Below are 16548 nucleotides of genomic sequence, written 5' to 3'. Positions count from 1 at the left end.
GACATGGCTGACTTCGCCTACGAGGACCTGCTGCCGATCGGCACCGACGACACGGCATACCGACTGCTGACGACCGACGGCGTCGAGGTGATCGACGGTCCCGGCGGTCGCCAGTTCCTCTCGGTCGCGCCGGAGGCGCTGCGCCTGCTCAGCGAGACGGCGATGCACGACATCGCGCACTACCTGCGGCCAACGCACCTGCAGCAGCTCGCCAACATCCTCGATGACCCCGAGGCGAGCAACAACGACAAGTTCGTCGCTCTCGACCTGCTCAAGAACGCCAACATCGCCGCAGGTGGCGTGCTCCCGATGTGTCAGGACACGGGCACGGCGATCGTCATGGGCAAGCGCGGACAGCACGTGCTCACGCAAGGCACGGACGAGAAGGCCCTGAGCAACGGCATCTATGACGCCTACACGAGGCTCAACCTTCGCTACTCCCAGATGGCGCCTGTGGACATGTGGGAGGAGAGGAACACCGGCAACAACCTCCCCGCTCAGATCGAGCTCTACGCCGACACGGCCCCGGGGCATGAGAGCACCTACAAGTTCCTCTTCATGGCCAAGGGCGGCGGCAGCGCCAACAAGTCGTTCCTCTTCCAGGAGACCAAGGCCGTCCTCAACGAGAGCGCGATGAGGCGCTTCCTCGACGAGAAGCTCCGCAGCCTCGGCACGGCCGCCTGCCCGCCCTATCACCTGGCCATCGTCATCGGGGGCACGAGCGCCGAGTTCGCCCTCAAGACAGCGAAATACGCGAGCGCCAAGTACCTCGACACCCTGCCGACCACCGGTGATGCGGCGACCGGGCGAGGCTTCCGCGACACCCAGCTCGAGGAGCAGGTGCTCGAACTGACCCGTGAGTTCGGCATCGGCGCCCAGTTCGGCGGCAAGTACTTCTGTCACGACGTGCGCGTTGTCCGACTCCCCCGCCATGGCGCCTCACTGCCCGTCGCCATCGCAGTGTCGTGCTCGGCCGACCGCCAGGTGCTCGCCAAGATCACGGCCGAGGGTGTCTTCATCGAGCAGCTCGAGACGGAGCCGGCACGCTTCCTGCCCGACACGACGCACCACGCCCTCGAGTCCCACGACGACGAAGCCACCGGGGCCGGCTCCACCGGTCAGGGTGCGGTTGTCGAGGTCGACCTCAACCGGCCGATGGACGAGATCCTCGCTGAGCTGACCGCACACCCCGTCAAGACCCGCCTCTCACTCACCGGTTCGCTCGTCGTCGCGCGCGACATCGCGCACGCCAAGATCAAGGAGCGCCTCGACGCCGGCGAGGAGATGCCCGGCTACCTGCGCGACCACCCCGTCTACTACGCCGGTCCGGCCAAAACACCGGAGGGTATGCCGTCCGGTTCCTTCGGGCCGACGACCGCCGGTCGCATGGACTCCTACGTCGAGCAGTTCCAGGCTGCAGGCGGCTCCAAGGTCATGCTCGCCAAGGGCAACCGGAGCAAGGTCGTGACCGATGCCTGCAACGAGCACGGTGGCTTCTATCTCGGCTCGATCGGTGGCCCCGCCGCCCGCCTCGCCCAGGACTGCATCAAGAGCGTCGAGGTCCTCGAGTACGCCGAGCTCGGCATGGAGGCGATCTGGAAGATCGAGGTCGAGAACTTCCCCGCCTTCATCGTCGTCGACGACAAGGGCAACGACTTCTTTGCCAGCGTGACCAAACCGATGGCCATGACCATCCCCAAGAGAGCGGGACTGCTATGAGCGAAAACACCTCTTCCACCATGGGATTCGACGACCTTCTCGCAGCCAACGAGACGTTCTCGGCGCGATTCACGCTCGGTGGGTTCGACGGAATCGCTCATCGTGGCGTCGCCGTCGTGACCTGCATGGACTCGCGGATCGACCCGCTCGGCATGCTGGGCCTCTCCCCCGGTGACGCCAAGATCTTCCGCAACCCCGGTGGCCGGGTGACCGCAGCCGCTCTTGAGGCGCTCGTGCTCGGCGTGCACCTGCTCAACGTCCAGCGCGTCCTCGTCGTCCCCCACACCAGGTGCGCCATGACGAAGTACACGGAGGCCGAGCTCCGTGACGTCATCGGCGAGAAGTCCGGGACCGATGCGTCATGGCAGGGCTTCCACGTCATCACCGACCAGGAGGCCGCTCTCAAGGCCGATGTCGCCGCGGTGAGGTCGCACCCACTGATCCCCGACACGGTCACGGTCGGCGGCTTCATCTATGACGTGGACACCGGTCGGCTCGACCGTCGCGTCTGACAGGCCGACTTATTGCGCAATCCGACGGATCTGAGCGCAGCGAGCGGCGACGGATTGCGCCATAAGTCGGAACAGGAGAGGGGTACGCCGTTGCAGGTCGTGGCGCTGAACGTCCACCCGATCAAGAGCTGTGCGATCCGACCTGTCGAGACCGCCGTCGTCGAGCGGGCTGGCTTCGCGGGCGACCGTCGATGGATGGTCATCGACGCCGACGGAAAGCTGGTGTCGGCGCGTGAGGAACACCGACTCTTCTCGATCGTTCCCGACAGCCCGCACACGAGCGACCAGGTCCTGGCGGGCCTGCGCCTCACTGCTCTCGGCGTGCCTGACCTCCACGTGTCAGGCGAGGGTGCCGAGGAGATCGCCGTCCGGCTCCACCGCCACGACCTCACGGGCGCGCTCGTGTCACCCGAGGCGGATGACTGGGTGAGTGAAGCGGTGGGCCGGGCTGGACTGCGACTCGTCCGCTGCGTCGATCCGACCCGCCGGGCACTCAATCCGGACTTCAGTCGCTTAGGCGACCACACGGCATACGCCGATGGTTATCCCGTCACGCTCGCGAGCCGGCGCTCCTTGGCTCAACTCAACGACTGGATGGCCGAGGGCGCTGTCGAACGCGGTGAATCCGTGCCGGAACCGCTGCCCATCGAGCGCTTCCGCCCCAACGTCGTCGTCGACGGAGACCTGGAGCCCTTTGCCGAGGACTCCTGGTCGACGGTCCGGCTCGGCGAGGTGAGCTTCAGGGTCGCAAAGCCCGTCGACCGCTGCGTCATGACGACGATCGACTGCACGGATCTCGAGGCGGGCAAGGAGCCGATCCGCACGCTGGCACGGCATCGTCGCTGGGACGGCAAGACCTGGTTCGCGCTGCAACTCATCCCCGACGGCACCGGCGTGGTGCGCATCGGGGATGAGGTCGAAGTCAGCCAGGTCGAGGTCAACTAGTCAGACGATCGCGTCGAGCGCCAGCTTGATGGGCGTCTCGCCGTTGTTGAACAGAACCGTGGTGCGCGCAAAGACGGCGTGCTTGACGACGTATGCCGCCACGGTCGCCACGTCCTCCCGAGTGACGTTGCCACTGGCGAGGTCATCACCCACCTCGATGCGACCCGTGCCCGAGTCATCGGTGAGCGTGCTCGGCCCGAGGATGGTCCAATCCAATGACGTGCCGCGGAGGTGGGCATCGGCATCAGTCTTGGCCTGGGCGTAGGCAAAGAACGGGTTGTCCTCCGGCACACCATGATCGGGACCAGAACCGATATACGACACCATGACGTAGCGCGGCACGCCAGCAGCGACCGCAGCATCCATCGAGCGAATCGCCGCATCGCGATCGACTGCGACGGTGCGCTCGGGGCTCCCGCCACCGGCGCCGGCGGACCACACCACGACGTCGGCTCCTGCGAACGCCTCGGCCATCTCCTCGACGGACAACGACTCGACGTCGAGGACGGCCGGGGATGCCCCGACCTCCTCGATGTCAGCACCCTGCTCCGGGTCGCGGATCCAGGACGTGACGTCGTAGCGATAGTCCGACAGCTGACGCGCCAAGAGCAGCGCGATCTTGCCGTGACCCCCGATGATCGTGACGGCAGCCACGATCAGGCCGCGCGACCCGTGACGGTGACGTCGATGTTGCCGCGCGTGGCCTTGGAGTAGGGGCACACCTGGTGTGCCTTCTCGACCAGCTCTTGCGCCTTGGCGTCGTCGACACCCGGGATGACGGCCTCAATGGCGACGGCGAGGCCGGCGCCCGTCTCGGTCTTGCCGAAGGTGACGTCGGCGGTCACGGTCGAGGCGCTCGTGTCGTGACCGTCCCTCTTGGCGACGAGGTTGAGCGCGCCGCTGAAGCAGGCCGAGAAGCCGGCAGCAAAAAGCGTCTCGGGGTTGGCCTTGGGGTTGGCCGCGCTGCCCGGCTTGCCCAGGGGGAGGTCGACGACGCCGTCCTCGCTCTTGACGGTGCCTTCGCGGCCGGCCGTGGCGGTGGCGGCAGTGGTGTACAGGGTCTCGGTGACTGCTTCGTATGGCATATGAACACCATGCCTCAGGACCTTTCCCCGGGCTACGTTGGGTCCATGACGTTTGAGACGACCTTCCCCGACGGTTTCCTGTGGGGCGCAGCAACGGCGAGCTACCAGATCGAGGGCGCGGTGGCCGAGGACGGGCGACTGCCGTCCATCTGGGACACCTTCAGCGCAGAGCCGGGCAAGGTCCTCGGGGGCGAGTCCGGCGAGGTGGCGTGCGATCACTACCACCGGGTGCCCGAGGACGTCGCGATCATGAAGGAGCTCGGCCTCGAGGCATACCGCTTCTCGGTCGCCTGGCCCCGTGTCATCCCGACCGGCACCGGTGCGGTCAACCAGGTGGGTATCGACTTCTACTCGCGCCTCGTGGACACGTTGCTGGACAACGGGATTCGACCGTTCGTCACTCTCTATCACTGGGACCTGCCCCAGGCGCTCGGCGACAAGGGCGGCTGGCTCAATCGCGACACCAAGGACTGGTTCGCCGAATACACCGGCGCGGTCGTGGGTGCGCTCGGTGACCGGGTGACCAACTGGACGACCCTCAACGAGCCGTGGTGCTCGTCGTTGCTCAGCTACTCACTCGGCCACCACGCCCCCGGCCACACCGACCCCGTCGAGGGACTCGTGTCCGCCCACCACCTCATGCTCGCCCACGGCACGGCAGTCCCGGTCATACGCGAGCTCTGCCCGGACGCAGAGGTGTCGATCACCCTCAATCCGACGCAGGTCTTCGGCCCCGACAATCCCAGTGAGGCCGATCTGGACGCTGTCCGTCGAGCCGACAACGTCCTCAACGGCATCTTCTTCGGACCGCTCTTCCACGGCGCCTACCCGCAGAGCCTGCTCGAGGACACCGCCCACCTCACCGACCATGCCTGGATCCAGGACGGTGACCTCGAGGTCATCAGCGCTCCCCTGGACAACCTCGGCGTCAACAACTACTTCCCGACCCGGGTGCGCCACGCCGAGGGAGCGACGCACCCGCTCCCCGGCGGTGACGGCGTCGAGGACACCGACCCGCACCCGCCGCTCACCGACATGGGCTGGGAGATCTCGCCGAAGGGCCACCACGACATCCTCATACGCTCCTGGGAGGAGTCGCGGCTGCCGATCTATGTCACCGAGAACGGCTCGGCCTGGCCCGACGTCATCGAGTCCGGCCCCGAAGGTGCGGCGGTCCACGATCCGGACCGGACGGCATACCTGCATGGCCATCTCGACGCCGCGAAGCAGGCGATCGACGGCGGCGCCGACATCCGCGGATACTTCGCGTGGTCCCTCATGGACAACTTCGAGTGGGCGTTCGGCTACAGCAAGCGCTTCGGCATCGTCCACGTCGACTATGGAACTCAGAAGCGAACCATCAAGGATTCGGGCCACGAATACGCCCGGATCATCGCCTCGCACCGCCCGTGAAGCAGAGCATGCGGGCGAAACACAGGTCACAATTCGGGGGTCTGATGCAGGAAAGGCGCTGCAGTCGGCCCACCGCTGGGTAGGGTCAGCGACTAGTCAGACGTGGGTCGACCACGTCCACTACCGCCAAGGAGTCCCCCGGTGACCACCTCACGTATCCGCCGCGCCAGCGCCCTCGCTGCCGCCGCGCTCGTTTCCACTTTGGCCCTCGCCGCCTGCGGTTCCGGTGACGGGGACACCCCCGCCGCCACGAACTCCAGCGGCATCACGACGATCTCGGACGGCAAGCTCACGGCCTGCACGCACCTGTCCTACAAGCCGTTCGAGTTCAAGGAAGGCGCCAAGGTCGTCGGCTTCGACGTCGACCTCGGCGATCTCGTCGCCAAGAAGCTCGGCGTCGAGCAGGAGATCGTCGACATCGAGTTCGCGACGATCACCTCCGGCGCCGCCTTCACCGCCAAGAAGTGCGACATGGGCTACGGCGCGACGACGATCAACGACGAGCGCAAGAAGGCCATCCTCTTCTCGGACCCCTACTTCGACTCGACCGCAGCGTTGATCACGAAGAAGGGCTCCGGCGTCACCGACCTCGCGAGCCTCAAGGGCAAGAAGATCGGTGTCCAGACGGACACGACCGGCCAGGAGTTCGCCGAGAAGGAGCAGTCCGCCAACGGTTACGAGCCGGTGGTCTTCGAGGACCTGCCGACGCAGCTCGCCGCCGTCCTCTCCGGACGCGTGGACGCCGCCATCAACGACAACGGTCCCCTGTTCGACTACGTCAAGGACAACCCGACGACCGAGGTCGTCAAGGAGTTCGACACGGGCGAGCAGTACGGCCTGATGTTCAAGAAGGACGACCCCAACGGTCAGAAGCTCGGCGACCTGGCCAACGAGGTCCTCAAGGCCGCAGTCGCCGATGGCACCTACAACACGATCTACAAGAAGTGGTTCGGAGTCGACGCACCCAAGTGACCCTTCCGCAACGTCGGGGGCGGCGGTACGGTTTCGACCGGCCCGCCGCCCCTCGGCGTTGTGGCCCATGACCCCGTAGGTCGGCAGGAGAACTGATGAGCACCACCACTGAAGCCCCCCCAAAGAAGAAGCTGTCACCGCGCAGGCGCGCCCAACGAATCAGATGGGCCCAGTACGCACTACTCGTGGTCGTAGTGCTGCTTCTCGCGTTCACGGCTGATTGGGCAAAGATCCAGGGAGTGTTCTTCCGTGTCGACCTGATCAAGGAGACCTTCGCGTCTGGCTTGGGCACAGCACTGAAGAACACCCTCGTCTACACCGCAGGTGCCTTCGTCATCGGACTCGTGCTCGGCACCATTCTCGCGTTGATGCGCTTGTCGTCCGTCGGCCCCTACCGCTGGTTCGCCTCCGCGTGGATCGAGTTCTTCCGTGGCTTGCCCGCGATTATCGTCTTCCTGGCCTTCGGCCTGCTGGGCGTTGCCTTCGAAGGCCTGGTGATTCCCTTCGACCCCTATGGCACGGTGTGGGTGGCCCTGGGAATCGTCGCCTCCGCCTACATGGCCGAAACGATCCGTGCCGGCATCCAGGCCGTGCCTCCGGGCCAAGTCGAGGCCGCGCGATCCCTCGGCATGCCGTCGGGCACCGCCACGCGCAAGATCGTCCTTCCGCAGGCCTTCCGGATCATCACCCCGCCCCTGACCAATGAGGTCATCCTCCTGGTCAAGGATTCTTCTCTGGTCTACGTCCTCGGCCTGACGCTCAGCGGCTACGAACTGACGAAGTTCGGACGTGACCTCGCCAGCAACAACTCCAACCTCACGCCCCTCGTGGTGGCCGGCTTCTGCTACCTGCTGATCACTCTGCCGCTCTCCATCCTCGTGCGCCGCATGGAATCCCGACAGAAGAAGGAGCGCTGAGCCATGACCGCAGCAGCCACCGCCGCACCCGTCGTCGAGGTCACCGACCTCCACAAGTCCTTCGGCAGCAACCACGTCCTGCAGGGGCTCAACGCCACCATCCGCCAGGGTGAGGTCGTCTGTGTCATCGGTCCCTCCGGATCGGGCAAGTCGACCTTCCTGCGCTGCATCAACCTCCTCGAGGAGCCCACCAGCGGCTCGATCAAGGTGGGTGGCGACGAGGTCACCGACCCGGACTGCGACATCGATGCCATCCGCCGCAACATGGGCATGGTGTTCCAGCAGTTCAACCTCTTCCCGCACCTCACGGCGCTGGAGAACTGCACGATCGCCCAGATCACGGTTCTCAAGCGGTCCAAGTCGGAGGCAGAGGCCAAGGCTCGCGAGACCCTTGAGAAGGTCGGCCTGTCCGACAAGCCTGATGCCTACCCCGCGCAGCTCTCAGGTGGTCAGCAACAGAGAGTCGCCATCGCTCGTGCGCTCTCGATGGATCCCCAGCTCATGCTCTTCGACGAGCCGACCTCCGCACTCGACCCCGAGCTCGTCGGTGACGTCCTGTCGGTCATGCGTCGCCTCGCCAGTGAAGGCATGACGATGTTCGTCGTCACCCACGAAATGGCCTTCGCGCGCGACGTCGCCGACCGGGTGATCTTCATGGACGGTGGCAACATCGTCGAAGAAGGCTCGCCGGAGCAGGTCATCGGCGAGCCCAAGGAGGAGCGCACGCGTGTCTTCCTGCAACGCGTCCTGGACCCGACGCACGTCGAGCCAGGGGCCGAGGACGAGGCCTACAGCCAGCGCCACGTCGGGGACGAGAAGGCCGACAACGCGCAGAACCGGGAACCCGGAACTCACGGCCGCTACAGCGGCGGCGCTGGCCTCTGACTGACCCAGTCGAGAGTAGAGAACGCGCCGTCTCCGGAACCTCGGAGGCGGCGCGTTCTCTACCCTCGACTGCTGGGGGCGAGTGGGTTCAGAGGGTGAGGCGGTCCTTGACGACCTCGACCAGGCGGTCGGCCACCAGCTGGGCGTCGTCCTTGGTGGCGGCCTCGACCATGACGCGCACGACCGGCTCGGTGCCGGACTTGCGGAGCAGCACGCGCCCAGACCCATTGAGCTCCTGCCCGGCCTCGGCCACGGCGGCCTGCACCGCCTCGTCGGTCTCGACGCGGGCCTTGTCGACACCCTTGACGTTGATGAGGACCTGCGGCAGGCGAGTCATGACGGTGCCGAGCTCGGCAATGGTCTTGCCCGTCGCGACCATGCGGGCCGCGAGCATGAGGCCGGTGAGGACGCCGTCTCCGGTGGTGCCGTGCTCGAGCAGGATCACGTGGCCGGACTGCTCGCCGCCGAGGGTGTGCGCGGACCGGCGCATCTCCTCGAGGACGTAGCGGTCACCCACCCCAGTCTGCTTGACCTTGATGCCCTCGCGCTCCATCGCCTGGATGAGCCCGAGGTTGCTCATGACCGTGGCGACCAGTGTGTCTTCGTGCAGGGCGCCGCGGGACTTCATGTCGACCGCGAGGATCCCCATGATCTGATCGCCATCGATCTCATTGCCCTCGGCGTCGACGGCAAGGCAGCGGTCGGCGTCCCCGTCGTGGGCGATGCCGATGTGGGCGCCCCGGCGAACGACAGCGTCCTTGAGGTGGGTCAGGTGCGTGGAGCCGTAGCCGTCGTTGATGTTGAGGCCGTCGGGCTCGGTGCCGATCTCGATGACCTCGGCGCCGGCGAGGCGGAAGACCTCCGGCGAGACGGACGACGCTGCACCGTGCGCTCCGTCAATGACGACGGTGAGCCCGTCGAGCCGGTTGGGGATGGCCTCGAGGAGGTGGGCGACGTAGCGGGCCTGACCGGCGCGGTTCTGCAGGACGCGGCCCACTTGGGCCCCGGTCGGCCGAGGCGGCGGCGTGTTGAGGCCCGCCTCGATCTCGTCCTCAAGGGCGTCGGGGAGCTTGTGGCCGCCGAGCGCAAAGAACTTGATGCCGTTGTCCGGCATGGCGTTGTGCGAGGCCGACAGCATGATGCCGAAGTGGGCATCCATGTCGGCCGTGAGGAAGGCAACGGCCGGCGTCGGGAGCACTCCCACGTCGTGGACGTCGACCCCGGATGATGCGAGCCCAGCGATCACGGCGGCGCTCAGGAACTCACCTGATGCCCGCGGGTCACGGCCCACGACGGCCTTGGGCTTGCGCCCGGCCTCGCGTGCACTGCGTCCCAGAACCTCAGCGGCCGACATGGCAAGCCGCATGGCGAGGTCGGCGGTGATGTCGACGTTGGCGAGTCCTCTGACTCCGTCGGTCCCGAACAGTCGTGCCATGCGTGTGCCGTGCCTTTCGTCGAACAAGTGAGCGTCGGTCGTGATGACAGCCAACGAGTCAACCTACCCCCGCACGCCGAAGGCGGCATCCCGTCAGGGATGCCGCCTCCATGCGGAGCACGCCACAAGGGCGCGCAGCAAATCAGCGCTTGCTGTACTGGGGTGCCTTACGGGCCTTCTTGAGACCAGCCTTCTTGCGCTCGGGAACGCGGGAGTCGCGCTTGAGGAAGCCGGCCTTCTTGAGCGCCGGACGGTTCAGCTCCTCGTCGATCCCGTTCAGGGAGCGGGCGACACCGAGACGGACGGCGCCGGCCTGGCCGGAGGGGCCACCACCGTGGACGCGCACGAGCACGTCGTAGGCGCCAGCGAGTTCGAGCAGCGTGAACGGCTCGTTGACGATCTGCTGGTGGACCTTGTTGGGGAAGTAGGCCTCGAGCGTGCGGCCGTTGACCTTCCACTCACCGGTGCCGGGGACGATGCGCACGCGGGCGATGGCCTGCTTGCGACGACCGGTGGCAGCGCCGGGGGCGGTGACGGACGCACGGCGGGCGGGCTCACCGGCAGCGTCGGCGGAGGACTCCGAGGTGTACTCGGTGATCTCCTGGTCCTCGGTGTCGGTGCCGAACTCGGCTTCTGTGGCCTCAGTGGCCTCGGTGCTGGTGTTCTCGGTCATTACTGGGCCACCTGGGTGATCTCGAAGGGCTTGGGCTGCTGAGCAGCGTGGGGGTGCTCGGCGCCGGCGTAGACCTTGAGCTTGGTGAGCTGCGCGCGGCCGAGGGTGGTCCGGGGGAGCATGCCGCGAACGGCCTTCTCGACGGCCTTCTCGGGGTACTTCTCGAGCATCTCGACATAGGTGCGGCTGCGGAGACCACCCGGGAAGCCGGAGTGGCGGTAGGCCTTCTTCTGCTCGGCCTTGGCGCCGGTGAGGGCAACCTTTTCGGCGTTGATGATGATGACGAAGTCGCCACCGTCAACGTGAGGGGCGAAGGTCGGCTTGTGCTTGCCGCGCAGGAGCGTCGCCGTCTGAACGGCGAGGCGACCGAGCACGACGTCCGTGGCATCGATGATGTGCCACGTGCGGGTGATGTCGCCCGGCTTCGGGGTGAAGGTACGCACGGTGTTACCTAACGTGTGGATGGAACGGGATGACCTGCGGTCGTCGTCGCGACGGCTTGCGCTGTCACAGATCCAGACCTCAGGGGTATGCCGTGTGCTCCCGCCAGGGCTTTCACCTCTCGGGTCACCCTGGGAAGGGCGCACGGCACAACAGTCCTCAAGTTTACGGGTGGGCAGTCCAGCACCCAAATCGCCTGCAAAGCGGACCAAAAGGGCACCTGACCTGCGTAAACAGTGTCGCCGCACCGGCATACACAATAGTTGTGCAAACAGAGTGTGCACAACTATTGTGCACACATGACCCCCGAAACCCCCGACACGAACGCCGGGCTCACCGGCCTCCGGCTCGACGCGTCATCACTCAAGGTGCTCGCCCACCCCTTGCGTTCACGGCTGCTGTCAGCGCTGCGCCGCGGTGGACCAGCGACCGCGACCGACCTCGCGACCTCGCTCGGGACGAACTCGGGCGCGACGAGCTATCACCTTCGCAAGCTCGAGTCGGTTGGGCTCGTCACCGACACCGGCGACGGCGAGGGCAAGCGCCGCCTGTGGCGCGCCGCGACCGAGAGCCACCAGTTCGAACCGAGCGACTTCGCCGGCGACGAGGACTCCGAGACAGCGCTCAACTGGTTGGTGCGCGACTACACCCGCCACTTCGCCGAGCAGTTCGAGAGGTGGCTGGATGTCGAGGCCGCATGGCCGCTCGCCTGGCGCGACGCCGCAGGCATGAACGACTCCTATGTCATCGCCACCCCGGCGCAGCTGCAGGAGATGAAGGCTGAGATGGACGAGGTCATCGCGCGCTATCGCCGTGTGGGACAGGGCAATCCGGCTGCCCGCCGCCTCGCGGTCTACAACGTCACCTATCCCCTGGACCTCGACCGCATCCCGCGCGGGGAGGACGCGTGAGCACACACCTCTCCCCCGCCGCCGCGCGCCGGGTCTTCCTCATCCTCACCGCGACGCGTTGGCTGCCGGTCGGGTTCGTCATCGGGGTGTTCACCCTCTTCGCCCTCGAACGCGGCCTCACGATCCAGGAGACCCTGACGTATTTCGCGGCGCAGGGAGTCATGGTCCTCCTCCTTGAACTGCCGACGAGCGGGTTCGCCGACGCCTTCGGCCGCAAGTCGGTCCTCGTGGCCGCCGGCCTCATCAACGTCATCACCGGCGTCCTCTATGTCACGGCCAACTCCTTTTGGCAGTTCGCGCTGGCCGCGGCGTTCATGGGCATCTATCGAGCCCTCGACTCCGGACCACTCGAGGCGTGGTTCGTCGACACCGTCCATCTCACCGAGCCCGGCGCAGACGTCGACCAGGCCCTCGCCGCGCAGGGCACCATCGTCGGCGTCGCCATCGCTGGGGGCTCGCTCGCTTCCGGCGGCCTCATCGCCTGGCATCCCATCGCGGATCGCAGTGCCATCGCGTTCCCGATCGTCGTCTCCATCGCCTTTGCCGTGCTCCACCTCGTCCTCACCCTCGCGCTCGTTCACGAGCCCCGGCTGGCCAACAAGTCCACCCGCGTCCGGCAGGCACTCGACTCGGCCAAGGACACCCCCAAGGTCATCGTCGACGGCCTGACCCTGTTGCGGCACAACCGAATCCTTGCCGGAATCGTTGGCGTGGAGCTCTTCTGGGTCATCGGTATGACGGTCTTCGAGTCGATGCTCCCCATCCGGATGGCCGAGATGCTCGGGAGCACGACCGACGCCGGCGCCCTTCTCGGTCCGGTTGCGGCTGCCGGGTGGGCCGTCTTTGCGCTCGGCTCCGTGATTGCAGGACGGAGCATGAAGCGGTGGGGCGTCGTGCGCGCCGCCATCGCCGCGCGGATCTTCAACGGGCTCGGGGCGGCTGTCATGGGCCTGATGCTCGGCCCGGTCGGTCTGGTCGGCGCCTACCTCGTCACCTACATGCTCCACGGCGTCGGCGGCGCCCCTCACGCCACGCTGTTGCACCGAGAAGCCAGTGCCCACAACCGAGCCACGGTGCTGTCGATGAACTCGATGGTGATGTTCGCCGGGGGCGCGGTCGCGGCACCTGCGATCGGTTGGCTCGCGCAGACCACCTCGGTTCAGACAGCCATGGTCGTCGCTGGCCTGGTCAGCGTGTTCGGCGCCTTCCTCTATCTGCCGGCCCTGCGCCACGAGCGGACGCTGCGACGTGGAGACGACAAGGGCCTCGACGGCGACGCAGCGCCGACTCCGGCCTGACCCCATGCCTTGTGTGTCTGAGAGCACGCTATGGCGTGCTATGGCGTGCTCTCAGACACAAGGCGAGGGTTCAGCAGGCCTACTGGCTCGTGACGGTGGTCCGGTGGGTGGCCGAGTCATAGACGAAGTTGGTCCTCGCCCCGTCGCTCGGGACCGTCACGGTGATGTCGCCGCCGTCACGGACCCCACCGTCACCGTAGTTCTCCGCCCACGACTGGTCATGGGCGATCTTGAACTGCCACGTCCCGGCCGGGATCTGCGTCGTAGCCCAGGTGAAGACGCCGTCCCCGTCCTTGTCCTGCAGCCACGGCCGCATGCAATCGGGGGCCCAGTTGGTCGGGCAGCCGAGCTCGGTCTGGAAGGTCCCTGCCGCGGTGATGATCTCCGTCTGCTCGTCCGAGGTGCCCCAGTGGGTCCTGGGATCATAGAAGAAGGTCACCGTCCCGTCCAGGGTCTCGTACGAGATGTTCTCGGTCCCGCCACCGTCGCCGTAGGACTCTGTCCAGGAGCGGTCGTGCGCCACCTTGTAGGCGTAGGGGCCCGGCTGGATGGTGAACGTCTTCTTCCAGATGAGGTCGTCGGGGTCCAGGGTCAGCTGGGCCTGGTCGCAGTCGGGTGCCCAGTCACCGTTGACACCGAGGTTGCTCGGGCAGCCCATCTCCGAGTTGTGCGTGCCGGGCACGGACACCGCGGTCGGCTGCGTGGCCGGCGGGTCGCCGATCTCACCCTCCGTCGAGCCACCGGTGGACTCGGCGACCACCGAGGCCCAGGTGCCGTCCGCGGCTACGCGGCCGGCGGCGTCACGCACGACCGCGCGGTACTCGAGAACCGAGCCCAACGGCATACCCGCGACGTCGTGGAAGACCCGGAACGGGGCGTTGTCGTCGGTCCCGATGGTGCGCCAGGCCGTCGTGCCGACGGGCCGGTAGAGGAAGGTCGTCTGGGCGAAGGTGCTCGCCGAGACGTCGGCGGCGACCTCGGCGCGACCCGACACCGTCGAGTCGGCGCCGGCGGTCAGCTCGACGGTCGGTGCGGCGCCCGTCGTGGAGATGGCCTTGTTGGCCCGCCAGACACTCACCGTGAGCGGCGGAACGGTCACTTTGACCGAGCCGTTGGCAGCAGGCTTGACCGCCGTGTCGGTGCCGGAGACCGGCGTGAACACGACACCCTTGCCCTTGCTCCACGTCGGGAAGGTCGCGGAGGCGGCCTTCTCGTCATTGTTGGCGGCCACGATGTACTCGACCTTCTGACCCGCGTCGATGCGGGAAACGGCGAAGATGCCAGCGCCTTCGGCCGAGTAGCGGTTGACCTGGGCACCGTCCGCGAGCGCGGGGTGCTTGGCCCGCGTCGCAGAGAGCGCCCTGAGGTGCTCGTAGAGCGGGTGGGTGGTCGAGTAGCGGTCACGCGAGCCCTCGGGGCCAGCCAGCACGTCCTCGGTGTTGTAGACGTCCACCTTGCTCGCGAACATGTCCTCACGAGCGAGCTGGTCGCCACCGGTGCCGACGAAGCCCTGCTCGTCGCCGTAGTAGGTCACCGGATTGCCGCGGGTGGCAAACATGAGCGAGTCCGCGAACTTCACGCGGGCGAGGTGCTCGGCCTCGTTGGCCACACCCTCCTTGAGGAACATCGCGGCGCGGCCCATGTCGTGGTTCCCGAGGAACGTGGGCAGCTGATAGGCGTTGCTGTCGGCGTCGGTGTACCAGTCGTCCTTGGCGAAGAAGTCCGCGAGCACGCCAGCCGGCTTGCCCTTGGCGAAGTCGATGCCCTGCTGCTGGAAGCCGAAGTCGAGGGTGGCCTGGAGCTTGCCGCGCGTCGTGTACTCGGACATGACAGCGGGGTTGCCGTCATAGACCTCACCGAACGCGAAGAAGTCCTGGTTCTTCTTTGCCGCGTGTCCGAGCAGGTCCGGCATGAACTTCTGCCAGAACTCGAGGTTGACGTGCTTGACCGTGTCGATGCGGAAGCCGTCGATGCCGAAGTCGACCCACTGCTTGTAGATCTCGCCCATCCCGTCGACGACCTCGGGACGCTCGGTGAACAGGTCGTCGAGGCCGATGAAGTCGCCGTAGGTCGAGGACTCGCCGGCGAAGGTCGAGTCGCCGCGGTTGTGATACATCAGCGGGTCGTTGAGCCACGCGGGGGTCTTGACGTCCTCATCGCCCGGACGCAGGAACGGCGTGTAGGGGAAGGACGTCGCCGGGTCCATCTCGGGGAATGTCTTGTTGACGTAGTCGCGGTCGTCGAAGGCCTCACCCGAGGCATCCTTGTAGGGGAAGGCCTTCTTGGAGCGGTAGGTGTACTGCTGCTCCTCGTAGTCGATGACGTCAGCGGTGTGGTTGGTGATGATGTCGAAGAAGACCTTCATCCCCTTCTTGTGCGCCGCCGCGATGAGCGTCTTCATCTCCGCGTTGGTGCCGAGGTGCGGGTCGATCTGGGTGAAGTCGGTGATCCAGTAGCCGTGGTAGCCGGCGCTCTCCTCCCCCGGCTTGCCCTGCACTGGCTTGTTCTTGAAGCTCGGCGTGAGCCAGATGGCGGTCGTGCCCATGCCCTTGATGTAGTCGAGCTTGTTGATCACACCCTTGAGGTCGCCACCGTGATAGAAGCCCTTGTTCGTCGGGTCGAACCCGGTCGTGAGCGGCCCGCCAGTGAGCCCGCCCTTGTCGTTTGCCGTGCTGCCGTTGGCGAACCGATCGGCCATGAGGAAGTAGAACCGCTCCCTGGTGAGCGGTGAGCGCAACGAGCTCTTGGCCAGTGCGGCGTCGGCCCCTGTCGTGCCACCGGAGAGATTCTGGGGCGTGAAGGTCACGAGGTGACTGACATCGTCATAGGTGAACTTCAGCGTTGCCGGTCCCTCCAGGACGAGCGGGATGTCGGCACCGTCGAGCACGCCGTTCGCACCGTAGTTGACGGCCCACGAGTCGTTGATCGCCACCTTGAACGCGTAGTTCCCTGCCGGGAGGGTGAACGTCTTGGTGTATGCCGTGCTGTCACCGACCCGGGTCAGCTCGCTTGCGCTGCACTCGGGCTGCCAGTCGGCCGAGCAGCCCAACTCTGACTGGAGCGAGCCGGCGAGGGCGACCGACGTCGTCTCGGCCGCGGCGGGCATTGCGGCCCCCACGAGCGGGGCGAGGGCGACAGCGGCCCCCGCCAGGACGGCATACAGGCGGCGTGGTCTGGGCATCGTTGCTCCTCCGAGTTCGCCGCGGCACCACCGTTGGTGCGCGGACGCAGATCTGCCGTGACACAGAACTCAGTGACACGGGACTGCACTGGAGGCTATCTGCGTAAACGCTTTACATGCAGCCCAGCGCCACGCTTTGTGTGCCTGGGAGCACGTCAGAG

15 protein-coding genes are annotated in these 16548 nt (G+C 66.6%); 9 read left to right on the top strand and 6 right to left on the bottom strand.

Going from position 1 to position 16548, the window contains the following annotated elements; genetic code table 11:
* The first annotated feature begins 3 nt into the window (after positions 1–3).
* From V6K52_RS05655 to V6K52_RS05645, 3 genes are all read left to right on the top strand, one after another.
* Complete coding sequence (locus tag V6K52_RS05655; protein ID WP_353952910.1) at positions 4–1719, top strand: fumarate hydratase; 1716 nt, start codon at positions 4–6, stop codon at positions 1717–1719.
* Positions 1716–2231, top strand: coding sequence for a carbonic anhydrase (locus tag V6K52_RS05650; protein WP_353952909.1), 516 nt, complete (start codon positions 1716–1718; stop codon positions 2229–2231). The genes V6K52_RS05655 and V6K52_RS05650 overlap by 4 nt, the downstream gene beginning before the upstream one ends.
* Before the next feature lie 99 nt (positions 2232–2330).
* Complete coding sequence (locus tag V6K52_RS05645) at positions 2331–3176, top strand: MOSC N-terminal beta barrel domain-containing protein (RefSeq protein ID WP_353952908.1); 846 nt, start codon at positions 2331–2333, stop codon at positions 3174–3176.
* Here the strand turns inward: V6K52_RS05645 and V6K52_RS05640 are convergent, their stop codons facing one another.
* Both V6K52_RS05640 and V6K52_RS05635 read right to left on the bottom strand, forming a co-directional pair.
* Complete coding sequence (locus V6K52_RS05640; RefSeq protein WP_353952907.1) at positions 3177–3830, bottom strand: SDR family oxidoreductase; 654 nt, start codon at positions 3828–3830, stop codon at positions 3177–3179.
* A gap of 2 nt (positions 3831–3832) precedes the next feature.
* Positions 3833–4261, bottom strand: coding sequence for an Ohr family peroxiredoxin (locus V6K52_RS05635; RefSeq protein ID WP_353952906.1), 429 nt, complete (start codon positions 4259–4261; stop codon positions 3833–3835).
* A gap of 45 nt (positions 4262–4306) precedes the next feature.
* On the opposite strand from V6K52_RS05635, the gene V6K52_RS05630 reads away from it, so the two are divergent.
* The 4 genes from V6K52_RS05630 (at position 4307) to V6K52_RS05615 (ending at position 8448) form a co-directional block, all read left to right on the top strand.
* Positions 4307–5674 (top strand): GH1 family beta-glucosidase, encoded by a 1368-nt coding sequence (locus tag V6K52_RS05630; protein WP_353952905.1) that lies wholly within the window; start codon positions 4307–4309, stop codon positions 5672–5674.
* Between the two features lie 141 nt (positions 5675–5815).
* Positions 5816–6646 (top strand): ABC transporter substrate-binding protein, encoded by an 831-nt coding sequence (locus V6K52_RS05625; RefSeq protein WP_353952904.1) that lies wholly within the window; start codon positions 5816–5818, stop codon positions 6644–6646.
* A 95-nt stretch (positions 6647–6741) separates the two neighbouring features.
* Complete coding sequence (locus V6K52_RS05620; RefSeq protein ID WP_353952903.1) at positions 6742–7563, top strand: amino acid ABC transporter permease; 822 nt, start codon at positions 6742–6744, stop codon at positions 7561–7563.
* 3 nt (positions 7564–7566) lie between these two features.
* Entirely contained in the window at positions 7567–8448 is an 882-nt protein-coding gene (locus tag V6K52_RS05615; RefSeq protein WP_353952902.1) for an amino acid ABC transporter ATP-binding protein, read from the top strand.
* A gap of 88 nt (positions 8449–8536) precedes the next feature.
* Here V6K52_RS05615 and glmM read toward each other — a convergent pair whose 3' ends face one another.
* From glmM to rplM, 3 genes are all read right to left on the bottom strand, one after another.
* On the bottom strand, positions 8537–9883 hold the full coding sequence (gene glmM, locus V6K52_RS05610) for a phosphoglucosamine mutase (RefSeq protein ID WP_353952901.1): 1347 nt from the start codon (positions 9881–9883) through the stop codon (positions 8537–8539).
* Between the two features lie 142 nt (positions 9884–10025).
* The gene (gene rpsI / locus V6K52_RS05605; RefSeq protein ID WP_353952900.1) at positions 10026–10556 is read right to left on the bottom strand and encodes a 30S ribosomal protein S9; all 531 of its coding nucleotides are present in this window, start codon (positions 10554–10556) and stop codon (positions 10026–10028) included.
* Positions 10556–10999 (bottom strand): 50S ribosomal protein L13, encoded by a 444-nt coding sequence (rplM, locus tag V6K52_RS05600; protein ID WP_353952899.1) that lies wholly within the window; start codon positions 10997–10999, stop codon positions 10556–10558. The genes rpsI and rplM overlap by 1 nt, the downstream gene beginning before the upstream one ends.
* 297 nt (positions 11000–11296) lie before the next feature.
* Here rplM and V6K52_RS05595 point away from each other — a divergent pair, with 297 nt between their 5' ends.
* Positions 11297–11908, top strand: a complete 612-nt coding sequence (locus V6K52_RS05595; RefSeq protein WP_353952898.1) for a helix-turn-helix domain-containing protein — start codon at positions 11297–11299, stop codon at positions 11906–11908.
* Positions 11905–13206, top strand: a complete 1302-nt coding sequence (locus V6K52_RS05590; protein WP_353952897.1) for an MFS transporter — start codon at positions 11905–11907, stop codon at positions 13204–13206. Before V6K52_RS05595 ends, V6K52_RS05590 begins: the two co-directional genes overlap by 4 nt.
* A 79-nt stretch (positions 13207–13285) precedes the next feature.
* Here V6K52_RS05590 and V6K52_RS05585 read toward each other — a convergent pair whose 3' ends face one another.
* Positions 13286–16387 (bottom strand): alpha-amylase family glycosyl hydrolase, encoded by a 3102-nt coding sequence (locus V6K52_RS05585; protein ID WP_353952896.1) that lies wholly within the window; start codon positions 16385–16387, stop codon positions 13286–13288.
* Positions 16388–16548 lie beyond the last annotated feature (161 nt).

Origin of the sequence: Knoellia sp. S7-12 (genome assembly GCF_040518285.1) — a bacterium.
Lineage (GTDB): Bacteria > Actinomycetota > Actinomycetes > Actinomycetales > Dermatophilaceae > Knoellia.
This window is presented reverse-complemented; position numbering and strand designations above follow the sequence as displayed.

Coding starts and splice junctions, on each gene's coding strand:
- V6K52_RS05655 (WP_353952910.1), top strand. CDS start 4: ATGGCTGACTTCGCCTACGAGGACCTGCTGCCGATCGGCACCGACGAC.
- V6K52_RS05650 (WP_353952909.1), top strand. CDS start 1,716: ATGAGCGAAAACACCTCTTCCACCATGGGATTCGACGACCTTCTCGCA.
- V6K52_RS05635 (WP_353952906.1), bottom strand. CDS start 4,261: ATGCCATACGAAGCAGTCACCGAGACCCTGTACACCACTGCCGCCACC.
- V6K52_RS05630 (WP_353952905.1), top strand. CDS start 4,307: ATGACGTTTGAGACGACCTTCCCCGACGGTTTCCTGTGGGGCGCAGCA.
- V6K52_RS05620 (WP_353952903.1), top strand. CDS start 6,742: ATGAGCACCACCACTGAAGCCCCCCCAAAGAAGAAGCTGTCACCGCGC.
- V6K52_RS05615 (WP_353952902.1), top strand. CDS start 7,567: ATGACCGCAGCAGCCACCGCCGCACCCGTCGTCGAGGTCACCGACCTC.
- glmM (WP_353952901.1), bottom strand. CDS start 9,883: ATGGCACGACTGTTCGGGACCGACGGAGTCAGAGGACTCGCCAACGTC.
- rpsI (WP_353952900.1), bottom strand. CDS start 10,556: ATGACCGAGAACACCAGCACCGAGGCCACTGAGGCCACAGAAGCCGAG.
- V6K52_RS05595 (WP_353952898.1), top strand. CDS start 11,297: ATGACCCCCGAAACCCCCGACACGAACGCCGGGCTCACCGGCCTCCGG.
- V6K52_RS05585 (WP_353952896.1), bottom strand. CDS start 16,387: ATGCCCAGACCACGCCGCCTGTATGCCGTCCTGGCGGGGGCCGCTGTC.